Here is a 12,695-nt window from a genome sequence, read left to right on the forward strand (position 1 = left end):
CGTCCTGCGTGGCCCACCATTCCATCCAGGAGGGACCGATGAGTGACACCCGCGAGACTTCTTCCTCCGCTCCGGCGCGCGTCCGGGGGCTGGAGCAGATCGACCGGCTGTCGGTGCCCCTGCCGCATGGCACCGAAGTCACCACCCGCGTGGAGCGCGTGGCGTCCGGGGGACGCCGCATCCCCCAGGGCGTGGTGGGCCGCGTGGTGCGCGCGCATGACGGCGGCTTCGACGTGCAGATCGTCGGCGTGGGCGAGGTGTGGTTCGCGCGCGACGAGCTGGTGCCCCGGCGCGCGGGACAGGTGCAGTTCGCCCAGCGGCGCGAGGCGGCCTGGGGCGCGCTGCGGCCGTGCGTGGTGCTGGAGACGCGCGTGGGCAGTCATGCGTGGGGGCTCGCGGATGAGCGCTCCGACGTGGACGTGCGCGGTGTGTTCGCGCTGCCGCTTCCGTGGACGCTGGGCCTGGGGCAGCCGCCGCAGGACCTGGTGAGCGCGGATGGCAGCACCACGTACTGGGAGGTCCGCAAGACCGTGGAGCAGGCGCTGCGCGCGGATCCGAACACCCTGGAGACGCTCTTCGTCCCCGGCGCGACGGCGGTGGACGAGCTGGGCACGTGGGTGCTGGAGGCGCGCGAGGCGTTCGTCTCCAAGGCCATCTTCGGCAGCTTCGGGCGCTACGCCATGAGCCAGCTCGACAAGCTCACCCGCAGCCAGCGGCTGGCCGAGCACCGCGACCTGCTCCTCGCGTGGTTGTGCGAGGAGCCCACGCCGGACCTGGACGAGGTCGCCCGCCGCCTGGCCGCCGTGTCGCCTCGCGCCGCGCCCACGGCCGAGGACGCGGTGCTCGCGGCGAAGACGTACGTCAAGCAGCTCTACCGCTCGCTCTGGGACCAGGGGCTGCTCGCGTCAAACGACTTCGCGGCGCTCACGGCGTATGCGCGCGGCGGCGGTCAGCGTCCTCCGTCCGCTCGGGAGCTGCGGCCGAAGAACGCGTACAACCTGCTGCGGCTGGTGGCGCTGGCGACGGGCTGGCTGCGCGACGGCGTGCCTGGCTTCGAGGCGACGGGGGCGTTGAAGGCGCGGCTGCTCGACATCAAGGGTGGACAGGTGCCACTGGAGGACGTGCTGCGCGACGCCGAGGCGATGGCTCCGGCGTTGGAGGCCGCGCACCGCGAGAGCCGGCTGCCGGAGCATCCGGACTACGCCCGCGCGGACCGGCTGCTGCGGCGCGTGGGGAACGAGGTGGCGCGGCGCTGGGTCTTGAAGACGCCCGGACCGCTGGGCCGTGACGCGCCGGAGGCCCCGGCGCTGGAAGGAGGGACGGAATGAAGGGCAGGGTGACGGAGCATCAGGAGCGCATGGCGGACCGCGTGCTGGACGCGGAGTCCCTCCAGCGCGAGCACCTGGTCATCTCGCTGTCCGGCGCGCATGCGTACGGTTTCCCGTCGCATGACAGCGACCTGGACCTCAAGGCCATCCACATCGCGCCCACCGCCGCGCTCCTCGGCCTCCAGCCCCGGCACGTGCCGGCGGAACGGTTGGAGGTGCTGGAGGGCGTGGAGGTGGACTACTCGTCCAACGAGCTGCAGCCCGTGCTGCTGGGCATCCTCCAGGGCAACGGCAACTACATCGAGCGGGTGCTGGGGGCCATCACCGTGCGGGCCCTGCCGGAGCTGGAGGCGCTGCGGCCGCGGGTGCGGGCCGTGCTGTCGCGGCGCATCCACCGGCACTACCGCGGCTTCGCGCAGGGGCAGTTGCGCGAGTGGGAGAAGAGCGGATTCCGCTCCGTGAAGAAGTTGCTGTACGTGCTGCGCACCACGCTCACCGGGACGCATGCGCTGCGCACGGGCGAGGTGGAGACGGACGTCACCGTCCTGCTGGAGCCGTATGGCTTTGGCGAAGCCCATGCGCTGGTGGAGCGCAAGCGGAGCGGTGAGCGCATCGAGCTGACCGAGGAACTCAGCGAGCAGTGGCGGCGGGAGGTGACGCGAGCCTTCGCGGTGCTCGACGCGGCGGACGCGGCCTCCGTGTTGCCTCTGGAGCCACAACCGCCGGCCGTGGCCGCGCTCGAGGGCTGGATGCTCGACGTGCGGCGACGGCGGTTCGGCGCCTAATCCGCTTTGTCCGGGCTCAAAAAGCCGGGGTGGGGGCCGTCTGGAAAGACGGTCATCGACCTGGGAGCGTTCGACGGGTAACATCCGCCCCCGCCATGAGCACGCAGGGAGTCGCCGGAGACGATCCCGACCGGGGGCGGCGAATTGGAAAGTACGAGATCCTCACCCGCCTCTCGATGGGCGGGATGGCGGAGCTGTTCCTCGCGTACACCTCCGGCCCCGGTGGCTTCCGCAAGTTCGTTGCGGTGAAGCAGATCCTCCCCGACATCAAGAAGGACGACCAGTTCGTCAAGATGTTCCTCGACGAGGCGCGCATCACCGCGGCCTTCTCGCACGCGAACATCGGGCAGGTGTTCGACCTGGGGGAGGAGGACGGCGAGCTGTACCTCGCCATGGAGTTCCTGCCCGGCCAGAACCTGGAGCAGGTGGTGAAGATGGCGGAGCGGCGCAAGTACGCGCTGCCGCTGGGCTTCAGCGCGCGTGTGATTCGCGACACGTGCCTGGGCCTGCACTACGCCCACCACTTCATGGATCCGTCGGGCCGCCCCGTGGCGGTGGTGCACCGCGACGTGTCCCCGAAGAACGTGATGATCACCTACGACGGCGTCGTGAAGGTGATCGACTTCGGCATCGCCAAGGCGCGCGGCAAGCTGGGCCGCACGCAGGTGGGCACCGTGAAGGGGACCAGCGGGTACATGTCCCCGGAGCAGGTGCGCAACAAGGACCTGGATGGCCGCAGCGACCAGTTCTCCACGGGCGTGATGCTCCACGAGCTGCTGGCCGGACAGCGCCTGTTCAACGCCCCCGGCGAAGCCGCCGTGATGATGCAGATCGTGGACGGGGACATCCCCGCGCCGCGCTCGCTCAACGCGGCCGTGCCGGAGGCGCTGGAAGCCGTGGTGCTCAAGGCGCTGTCGCGCGATACCACCCAGCGCTTCGGCACCTGCCGGGAGATGGCGCGCGCCATCGAGGCCACGCTGGGCTCCGAGCTGTTCGATGAAGATCAGATGACCGCCGTCATGGGCGAGCTCTTCGAGGAGAAGCGCCAGAAGACGCGCACGCTCCTGGAGCTGGCCAGCCGCGCCGAGGACGCCCGCGTCAGCGAGGCCGCCGGCGCGCTCCAGGTGGAGGAGGGCGGTGATCAGGCCGCCTCCGCGGCCACCGCGCAGGTGAAGTCGCCGCACGCGGCGGCCCCGCCCGCGGACGTCGCGGCGTCCTTCAAGCCCACCCCCGTCCGTCGCGCCGCGGCCGAGTCCACGGCGCCCGCGCCCCGCGCGACTCCGCGTCCCGCCAATGAAGCCGTGGAGGCCCGCGCCTCTCGCCTCAACACGCCCTCCGTGACGCCGCGAGCGCAGCGGCCCTCGGGTTCTGACGGGACACCCGTTCCCCGGGTCATCCGTCCTCCCGCTGACGCCGTGCGGCCCTCGCGGGGCCGTCCCAGCGCGCGGCCCGAGCCCACCGAGGCCCGCGACGCGGCCGGGTCGGATGGGCTGATGGATCCGCCCAGCGAGCTCCAGACCCAGCGTTTCAAGACCCGTCCGGTGCGCGGCGCGACGCGGCCCTCACGCCAGGTGGAGGAAGCGGAGTCCGTTGAAGCGCCCCCCGTGGCGCCGCCCGCTCGCGAGCGCTCCGGCTGGGGCATGCGGTTGTTCCTGCTCCTCATCCTGGGCGGCGTGGCCTACATGGCGACGCTCGAACCCGTGCGCCGCGTGTTCATGCCGGCGTTCGACTCCGCGAAGCAGTGGGTGAAGGCGGAGCTGGATCCGGCTCCGCCCGTGGACCCCGCCGCGAACGGACAGTGGCCGCCGAAGCCCTCCGGTCCTCCGCCGGGCTTCGTCCAGAAGACGACCCCCGAGCCCGAGCAGGCGCCGGTGGAGGCGCCGTCGCCCGCGCCCGAGCCGGTGGTGGACGCGACGCCCGCCGACACGAAGAAGGCCCCCGCCGGCAAGGGGGGACGCAAGACGAAGCCCGCCGCCACGACGGACGCGCCCGCGGTGGCGAAGGTGGAAACACGCCCCGCGAAGCCCGAGCCCTTGGAGCTGCCCCCGGAGCCCGTCACCACCGTCACGCAGGTGGAGAACCCGGAGGTGCTCGACACGACCACCTCGAAGGGCGCGGCGAAGGCGGGCCTGGGTTGGCTCACGCTCTACACCGTGCCGAAGAACGCGGCCGTGTTCGACGGCGCCACGCAGCTGGGCACGTCCCCGTTGATCAAGTTCCCCCTGCCCATTGGGACGTACCGTTTGCGCGTGGTGGACCCGCAGGACCCCGGCGGTACGAGCAAGCTGTTGTCCGCTCCCATCCGTCCCGGCGAAGTGACGAAGCTGCAGATTCGACTGGCCGACCTCCCGGCCTACTCGAACTGACCGCCGTCCTTGACGCTCCTGGACCCCCTCACTAGGGTCCGCCGCGTTCCGCCTTCGCCTTCGACGCACTGCGAGAAGGACTCGCCATCATGTATTTCCAGGACCTCATCCTCACGCTCCAGAAGCACTGGGCCGACCAGGGATGCATCGTCACCCAGTCGTACGACACGGAAGTCGGCGCGGGCACGATGGCCCCGTACACGTTCCTGCGCGCGCTCGGTCCCGAGCCCTGGAACGTCGCGTACGTGCAGCCCTCGCGGCGTCCCTCCGACGGCCGCTTCGGTGAGAACCCGAACCGCCTGTTCCAGCACCACCAGTTCCAGGTCATCCTCAAGCCCGCGCCCAAGAACGTCCAGGAGCTGTACCTGGAGTCGCTGCGGAAGGTGGGCATGGATCCGCTGGAGCACGACATCCGCTTCGTCGAGGACGACTGGGAGTCACCCACGCTGGGCGCCTGGGGCCTGGGCTGGGAGGTGTGGTGCGACGGGATGGAGGTGACGCAGTTCACCTACTTCCAGCAGTGCGGCGGCTTCGACTGCCGCCCCGTGTCCGCGGAGCTGACGTACGGGCTCGAGCGCCTGATGATGAACCTGCAGAACGTGGAGAACGTCTACGACATCGAGTGGGTCAAGGGCGTGAAGTACCGCGAGATCTTCCACGCGAACGAAGTGGAGATGAGCAAGTACGCCCTCCACGAGTCCGACCCGCAGATGCTCTTCTCGATGTTCGACGCGTACGAGAAGGAGTGCAAGCGGCTCATCGAGCGCCACCTGCCGATGCCCGCGTACGACTACGCGCTGAAGTGCTCGCACACGTTCAACCTGCTGGACGCGCGCGGCGCCATCTCCGTCACCGAGCGCGCCAACTTCATCAAGCGCGTGCGTGACAACGCGCGCCTGTGCGCGGAGGGGTATCTCCAGATGCGCGAGCGGCTGGGCTACCCGCTGACGAAGACGCCGTGGGCCGTGGGCGAGCAGCCGCCGGTGCTGGAGGGCAAGCCCGCCAGCGACTACTGGAAGACGGTGCAGCTCAACAAGCCGGTGGAGAAGAAGGAGAAGACGGAGGTGGCCCGTGGCGCGTGATCTTCTGCTGGAGGTCGGTGCCGAGGAGATCCCGGCGTCGTTCATCATCCCCGCGCTGGAGGACCTGAAGCGCGTGCTCACCGAGCGCATGGCCGACGCCCGCCTGAAGCACGGCGAGGTGCGCACGTTCGGCACGCCGCGCCGGCTGGCCGTCCAGGTCCGCGACGTGGCGGACGCGGGCGAGGACATCACGAAGGAGGTGCTGGGCCCCAGCGCCAAGGCCGCCTTCGACGCGCAGGGCAAGCCCACCAAGGCGGCGGAGAAGTTCGCCGAAAGCCTCAAGCTGTCCGTGGACGCGCTCGGGCGCACCACCACGGCCAAGGGCGAGTACGTCTCCGCGCGCGTGGAGGAGAAGGGCCGTCCGGCGGAGGCCATCCTCCAGGACGCGCTGCACGCGGCCGTGCACGGCATCAACTTCAAGAAGTCCATGCGCTGGGGTGACGTGGACACGGCCTTCGCGCGCCCGGTGCAGTGGCTGGTGGCGCTCCTGGGCGACACGGCGCTGCCGGTGGTGCTGGGCGACGTGAAGGCGGGCCGCACGACCTACGGCCACCGCTTCCTCGCGCCGGGCGCCATCACGCTGAAGGCGCCCTCGGACTACGAGGCCGCGCTGGAGAAGGCGCATGTGGTGGCGGACATCGCGAAGCGCCGCGCGGAGCTGCTGCGCAAGGTGAACGCCGCCGCCGCTTCGGCGGGCGCTCGGCTGCTGGAGGACGAGGGCCTGGTGGACCAGGTGACGAACCTGGTGGAGCTGCCGAGCCCCGTGGTGGGCAGCTTCGAGGAGCGCCACCTGGACCTGCCCCCGGAAGTCCTGGTGCAGGAGATGAAGAGCCACCAGCGCTACTTCTCGCTGACGGACGCGAAGGGGAAGCTGCTGCCGCGCTTCATCGCCGTGTCCAACACGCCGGTGCGCGACGAGCAGCTGTCCCTGCGCGGCTACCAGCGCGTGCTGGCGGCGCGGCTCGCGGACGGGCGCTTCTTCTTCGACGAGGACCGCCGCACGCCGCTGGCGGACCGCGTGGAGAAGCTGGGCCGCGTGGTGTGGCAGGGCCAGCTGGGCACGTACCTGGAGAAGGTGGAGCGCTTCCGCGCGCTGGCGGGCTGGCTGGCCCAGGCCACGGGCAGGGCAGGGGAGGCGGCCACGGTGGAGCGCGCCGCCACGCTGTCCAAGGCGGACCTCGTCACCGGCATGGTGGGCGAGTTCCCGGAGCTCCAGGGCGTGATGGGCCGCGAGTACGCGAGAGCGGGCGGCGAGCCCGACGCGGTGGCGCTGGCCATCTTCGAGCACTACCTGCCCCGCGGCGCCGAGGACGCGCTGCCGTCCCAGGACGCGGGCGCGCTCATCGGCCTGGCGGACCGGCTGGACTCGCTGTGCGGCATCTTCGCCATCGGCAAGGCGCCGTCCGGCGCGGCGGATCCGTTCGCGCTGCGCCGCGCGTGCCTGTCCATCATCCGCATCGTGCTGGGGCGCGGCTACCGCTTCAGCCTGTCCGCCGCGGTGGATGAAGCGCTGCGCCTGCTGGCCCCCAAGCTGGCCAACGTGAAGCGCAAGCCGGGTGAGGCGGCCCCTCGCGAGCAGGTGCTGGAGTTCTTCCGCGGCCGCCTCAAGGCGCTGTGGGGCGAGCAGCACCGCACGGACGTCGTGGAGGCGGTGCTGGCCGTGGGCTTCGACGACCTGGTCGCGGCGAAGAAGCGCCTGGAGGCCCTGAGCGTGCTCGTGGGCCACTCGGACTTCCAGCCTCTGGCGGCGGCGTTCAAGCGCGTGGTCAACATCGTGGAGAAGCAGGGCAAGGACGTGGCGGGCGGGCAGACCAACCCGCAGCGCTTCACCGACGAGCCGGAGAAGAACCTCCACACCGCCTTCACCCAGGCGCGCACCAGGGTGGGCGAGCACGTGCGCGCGGACGACTTCGCCGGCGCGCTCAAGGAGATCACCGGCCTGAAGCCCGCCGTGGACACCTTCTTCGACAAGGTGATGGTGATGGCCGAGGACAAGGACCTGCGGGAGAACCGCATCCGGTTCCTCACGGAGATTGGCGCCCTGTTCAACCAGGTGGCGGACTTTTCCAAGATCCAGGCCGAAACCGCCGCGGCCTGAGGCTTGGCCGCCGCTTCACCACCGCCGGAGCATGCCCGTTCCCCCACCAGGGGAGCGGCGCACGCCCTGTGGGAGGGGGCGGATGTCGGCGGGAGGGCTGCCGGGAATAGCGGCAGCCCTATTCAGTTGCCCGGCGCAGGGCCGCGTTCCTACACTCCGCCCCCCTCTGATGCGCCTCCACTTCCTGACCCCCGCGCTGCTGCTCCTCGGGGCGTGTTCGATTGAATCCGATCCGAACCCGCCTCCGTCCACTCGCTTCGTGTACCCCAGCGGGGTGGCGTTCTGGCGCCCTCCGTCGGCGGGTGGCCCCTCGGCGAGCAACGGCTATCTCTTCGTCGCGAACGCCAACTTCGACAACTGCTACGACTCCGGTTCGGTGGTCGCGCTGAACCTGGACACGCTGAGCACGCAGGTGGACGGGCAGTCCGTCACGGTGCCCTACCTGGGCGGCGTGCTCCCGGACTCCACGCTCGCCTTCGAGGACCTGGCGTCCGCGGATGAGTCGCTCGTGCAGATCCGCAGCTTCGCGGGTGAGCTGGCCCTGTGGGTGAACCCTGCCACGGGGCTGCCGCGCCTGTTCGTGCCCTCGCGCGCGGAGGGCAACAACCTGTACGCGGTGGATGTGAGCGTGGAGGCCAGCGGCGCTCCGGTGCTCACCTGCGTGCAGGGCGGCGTGGACTGCCGCAACGGCGCGCTGTCGCTCACCGACGACATCCCGTCGTCCCTCAGTGACGAGGGCCGCGCGGGCCTGCCCCGCGCTCCGTCGCCCATCGGCGTGACGGTGGATGACGCGAGCGGCAACCTGTACGTGACGCACTCGGAGGCGGCGGACTCTCCCGCCAGGTCCAGCAGCAACTTCGAGAACTACCTGGCCACGGTGAAGCTGGACAACCCCACGCGCGACACGCTGGGCTTCATCTCCCTGTCTCCCGAGGGCTACCTCTACGGCGGCTCGGATTCGGTGACGGTGGGCGCGGGCTACCTCTACGTGACGGGCCGCAACTTCGTGGCCGGCATCAACGGCACGGTGGGCGGCAACTTCGTGCTGCGGCTGGTGGACAAGAACGACCCCGGCACCATCCTGGAGCCCTCGCTGCAGTCGGAGTACCGCATCCGCGAGGCCCGCGCGGCGCGCGTGGTGCCCCGTCCGGTGACGGCGGAGGAGCTGGCGGCGCGTCCGAACCTCGTGCGCGAGCGGCTGTACATGCTGGCGCGCGGCCCGGACACGCTGCTCACCCTCGACTTCGAATACGACGCGGTGCCGGGCACCGCCGCCACCCAGCCCTTCTTCCGCGTGGTCTCCGCGGTGCCCATGCCTGACGGCGTGAGCGACATGCAGATCATCTCGCGGACGCCGGGCACGTCCAACGCGGACACCCACATCATCGCGGTGACGAGCACCGGCGACAGCGCGTTGTCCCTCTACGACGAGGCGCTCGGGCAGGTCGTGGCGCAAGTGCCGCTCGTCAACAGCCTCAACCAGACCAGCAACCCGTCGCAGGCCTTCGGGCTGACGGTGGACAACCCCGCCGGGGTGAACGCGGCGCGGCTGTTCGTGACCAACTTCGGTGACAGCCAGGTGTCCATCGTGGACCTCCCCGACCTGACGCGTCCCCAGGACGCGCGGCTGGTGGCGAAGCTGGGCATCCAGCAGCAGCGCGATCCGAACCAGGGCACCAGCGTGTGCCAGGAGAACTGACCTTGAAGCGCGGCTTTCTTGCTGCCCTGTTGCTGAGCGGCGCGAGCCTCGCGCTCGCCTGCTCCGACACGACCTCCACCGCGGGCGCCGCCGGTCTGTCCGGCACGTACGACGTGGTGCTCTCCAACCAGCTCGTCTTCGTCACCTCTCAGGACCGGGATGAGCTGCGCGTGCTGGACCTGACGCGCACGCCGCGTGAGTTCATCCCCGCGCCAAACCCGCTGGAGCCGCTGGCCATCCCCGTCATCGCGCGGCCCGACTCGCTCACCCGCGACGTGGGCTACAACGACAAGGGCGAGGACGTGTCCGGCCCGTACATCTACGCGCGCAGCTCCGGCGGCCGAGGCATCTCCGTGGTGGCCGCGGACCGCGCGCGCCTCAACGAGGTGACGCGCCTGGCGACCGGCCAGCTCATCACCGCCTTCGCCGCGCACGCCCCGGTGGCGGAGGGCGCGCCGAGCGTCCTGTACTACGCGCTCCAGACGCGCCCGGAGTCCGCCGAGCAGCTCTGCGGCCCCTTCGGCGGCGGGGTGGTGATGCGCCAGGACCTGCCCGGCCCGGAGGGCTTCGACGCGGCCGCGCTGCCTCCCGCGCTGCCTGTCTTCTGCCTCAAGCCGGCGGACACGGTGATGTCCATGATCACGCTGCCCGCGCGGGCCAACGTGACGGACTCGCTGGTGGTCGCCATCCGCAACGTGTCCGGCACCAGCCGGCTCGTGCGCGTCGTCGCGGACGGGGCCTCCGTGGAGATCCCCTACAAGCGGCCGCGGCCGGCGCTCTACACGGTGCCCGACTACTCGGACCTGGTGGACATCCCGGCGCGGCTCGTGGCCACGCACGCCAGCTACAAGGTGTCGGACACGGTGACCGAGCCCGCGGGCCGCTATGTGTTCGTGGTGCTGGATGAGCTGACGTGCAACTCGTCTGACTGCGAGGGCGTCATCGCGCTCGACAACGGGCCGGATCCGCTGGCGCCGTCCGCGGCGCCGGTGCTCGCCCGCGACGTCACCGGCGCGCCCATGCTGACCCTGCGGCCGTCCGCGGGTCTGCCCACGGGCCTCACGCTGCGCACGGGCCTGGAGGTCCGCGAGCTCCGGGCGGACGCCGTGGCCTACCTCACCCCCATTCCGCTCCTGGGCCTCATGCCCTCGTCCGACGGGCGGATCACCCTGTTCCGCGCGGACGAGCGGCGCCCGTTCAACCTGGACCGCGACTCCGAAGGCAATCCGCTGAACTCGTCGGTGATCGCGGAGCTGCGTGACAACAACGAGGTGGCGCGCGCGGATCAGTTCCCGGGCATCACCGTGACACAGCCCGGCTGCCCCCAGGTGACGGATGCGACCAACGCCACGGCGTTCCTCTGCAACGGCACGGTGCCCAACGGGACGTACCGCTTCGTCTTCCAGGGCGTGCTGCCCGGACTGGTCGGACTCTCTCGCGACCTGACCCAGGAGGACCCTGCGCTCCTCATCGAGACGCCCCTGGTGGCGTCCCGCGGCGTGATTCCCGGCGACTCCATCATCCTGGCGAACAACGCGGGCGCCTGCGCGGCGGTCATCCCCATCCTGCGCCTGGAGGACCAGGGCAATGGCCTCACGCGGCTCTTCCCGGACCTGTCCGACCCGGCGGTCGCCGCCGCGGCGGAGCCCTGCGCGTCGTACCCGTTGTTCTCCGTGCGCGCGGGCCCGAACGTGAAGCCCTTCGTGCTCTATTCGGGCGCGGAGACCAGCGACTCGTACCTGCAGCGGCTCAACGTCGACGAGGCGTACACGGTCTCCAGCTTCCTGGACTACTACTACCACCCGAACGGCTTCGACCTGGGCCTGGAGCCGCCCAAGTCGCCCACCACCTACGTGCCCGCGCCGTTGACGCTCACGCTGACGCCCACCATCGGCGCGGGGAGCCGGCTCAACCCGGGTGACCGCTACGTGGTGGCGCTGCTGCCGCGCTTCCGCCGCTACGTCTTCGGCGTGGACACCAGTCAGTCGAGCAACCTGGCGGTCTACACCCTGCCTGCTTCCGTGGTGGCCACGGACGTGGACGGCGCCAGCTTGGCCTACGTCGCCTATCCTTCAGCGGACGGCGTGCTTCAGGTGGCCCTGGAGTCCATCACGGACAACCTGGACAACCTCACGTATCTCCGGGCGTTCCAGTAACTGGGCGCGCCCAGCCGGCTCTGCTATCGTTCCCCACGTCCAGCATTTCCCGAGCCAAGACCGATGATCGATCAGAACTCCCGTCCCGCACGCAAGGTCGGCATCGCCGAGCACCTGTGGGAGACGTACGAAGAGATGGCCCTGCAGATGGGGTCGGATCGCGACGCGCTCATCAACCAGGCGCTGTTCATGTTCGCGCGTCTCAACGGCTTCATCGACGTGAAGACGAAGGGCGAGCCGGCCGTGGCGGCGGTGCCGTCACCCGCGACCGCCCCGGCGGCACGTCCCGCCGCCGCGCCACCCCCAGCCGCCGCTGCCAAGGGGGGGCCGCCCGTCCTCGCCGCCGCGCCGGCCGCGCGTCCCGCCGCGCGCAACGCGGAGGAGCGCCCGTCCTCCAACGGGCTGGACAATGATCCGGTGCGCCGCGAGGTCGCCGAGCGCGTCCTGGAGACGGCCGCGGAGCTGGAGCGGCTCATCAAGGGCAAGAACGAGCCGCCCCCGCCCTCCGCGGACGACATGATCGAGGACGAGGAGGAGCCCCTGCCGGAGCAGGAGGAGCCGCCGCTCGACGACATGCAGGACGAGCCTCCCGAGGAGGCCGAAGAAGAAGAGCCGATGGAGGAGCCGGACGAGGAGGAGGGCGCCTCGCTCTACCTCGTCACGGAGAACGGCGAGCAGGAGAAGATCGTCAAGGACCGCTACGTCATCGGCCGCGGCAAGCACTGCGACTTCGTCATCAACTCCGGCAAGGTGTCGCGTGAGCACGCCGTCATCGCCCGCGACGGCGGCGACTTCTACATCGAGGACCTCGGCTCCTCGAACGGGACCTGGTTCAACAAGCAGCGCATCAAGCGCCGCAAGGTCGAAGACGGGGACGAGTACTTCATCTGCAGCGAGAAGATTCGCCTCGTCATCCACTGAAGCCGGCATGACGCGGGGCCCCACGGTGCGATGGCCTTGTTCAGGAATTGACGGGCTCAGGGCCTCCATTGTTTGATGGGGGTCGCCTGCTCCCCATGGGAGCAGGTGCCGAATGACACCTGTTCAGCTCGCGCTGTGGACGATTCTGGGAGTGGCCCTGGTGATTGCGGTGGTGACCGACGTACTGCGCCGGCTCATCCCGAACGCCGTGACCTATCCGCTCATCGTGCTGGGGCTCGGGCTGCGCGGTGTGTCCGAAG

General features: G+C 70.5%; 8 protein-coding genes. All 8 read left to right on the forward strand.

Annotated elements, in window-relative coordinates:
• Positions 1–38 precede the first annotated feature (38 nt).
• The 8 genes from D7V80_RS07835 to D7V80_RS07870 all read left to right on the forward strand — a co-directional run bounded on the left by D7V80_RS07835 (position 39) and on the right by D7V80_RS07870 (position 12,435).
• Positions 39–1,328: a DNA polymerase beta superfamily protein gene (locus D7V80_RS07835; protein ID WP_120587554.1), complete on the forward strand. Its 1,290-nt coding sequence runs from the start codon at positions 39–41 to the stop codon at positions 1,326–1,328.
• Positions 1,325–2,113: a DNA polymerase beta superfamily protein gene (locus D7V80_RS07840; RefSeq protein WP_199738427.1), complete on the forward strand. Its 789-nt coding sequence runs from the start codon at positions 1,325–1,327 to the stop codon at positions 2,111–2,113. Before D7V80_RS07835 ends, D7V80_RS07840 begins: the two co-directional genes overlap by 4 nt.
• A gap of 95 nt (positions 2,114–2,208) precedes the next feature.
• On the forward strand, positions 2,209–4,479 hold the full coding sequence (locus D7V80_RS07845; protein ID WP_120587555.1) for a serine/threonine-protein kinase: 2,271 nt from the start codon (positions 2,209–2,211) through the stop codon (positions 4,477–4,479).
• 89 nt (positions 4,480–4,568) lie between these two features.
• On the forward strand, positions 4,569–5,561 hold the full coding sequence (gene glyQ / locus D7V80_RS07850; protein ID WP_120587556.1) for a glycine--tRNA ligase subunit alpha: 993 nt from the start codon (positions 4,569–4,571) through the stop codon (positions 5,559–5,561).
• Positions 5,551–7,659 carry a glycine--tRNA ligase subunit beta gene (glyS, locus tag D7V80_RS07855; RefSeq protein ID WP_120587557.1) on the forward strand — a complete coding sequence of 703 codons (2,109 nt, stop codon included), beginning with the start codon at positions 5,551–5,553 and terminating at the stop codon, positions 7,657–7,659. The genes glyQ and glyS overlap by 11 nt, the downstream gene beginning before the upstream one ends.
• Positions 7,660–7,828: 169 nt before the next feature.
• Positions 7,829–9,358: a hypothetical protein gene (locus D7V80_RS07860; protein ID WP_120587558.1), complete on the forward strand. Its 1,530-nt coding sequence runs from the start codon at positions 7,829–7,831 to the stop codon at positions 9,356–9,358.
• Between the two features lie 2 nt (positions 9,359–9,360).
• Positions 9,361–11,514: a hypothetical protein gene (locus D7V80_RS07865; protein ID WP_147447012.1), complete on the forward strand. Its 2,154-nt coding sequence runs from the start codon at positions 9,361–9,363 to the stop codon at positions 11,512–11,514.
• 63 nt (positions 11,515–11,577) lie between these two features.
• Positions 11,578–12,435 (forward strand): FHA domain-containing protein, encoded by an 858-nt coding sequence (locus tag D7V80_RS07870; protein ID WP_120587560.1) that lies wholly within the window; start codon positions 11,578–11,580, stop codon positions 12,433–12,435.
• Positions 12,436–12,695: the final 260 nt, after the last annotated feature.

It is taken from the genome of Corallococcus sp. CA054B (assembly GCF_003611625.1).
In the GTDB taxonomy this organism is placed as follows: Bacteria; Myxococcota; Myxococcia; order Myxococcales; family Myxococcaceae; genus Corallococcus; species Corallococcus coralloides.

What these genes read in the sequence shown, in the direction of transcription:
- D7V80_RS07835 (WP_120587554.1), top strand. Translation starts at nt 39, where the DNA reads ATGAGTGACACCCGCGAGACTTCTTCCTCCGCTCCGGCGCGCGTCCGG.
- D7V80_RS07840 (WP_199738427.1), top strand. Translation starts at nt 1,325, where the DNA reads ATGAAGGGCAGGGTGACGGAGCATCAGGAGCGCATGGCGGACCGCGTG.
- D7V80_RS07845 (WP_120587555.1), top strand. Translation starts at nt 2,209, where the DNA reads ATGAGCACGCAGGGAGTCGCCGGAGACGATCCCGACCGGGGGCGGCGA.
- glyQ (WP_120587556.1), top strand. Translation starts at nt 4,569, where the DNA reads ATGTATTTCCAGGACCTCATCCTCACGCTCCAGAAGCACTGGGCCGAC.
- D7V80_RS07860 (WP_120587558.1), top strand. Translation starts at nt 7,829, where the DNA reads ATGCGCCTCCACTTCCTGACCCCCGCGCTGCTGCTCCTCGGGGCGTGT.
- D7V80_RS07870 (WP_120587560.1), top strand. Translation starts at nt 11,578, where the DNA reads ATGATCGATCAGAACTCCCGTCCCGCACGCAAGGTCGGCATCGCCGAG.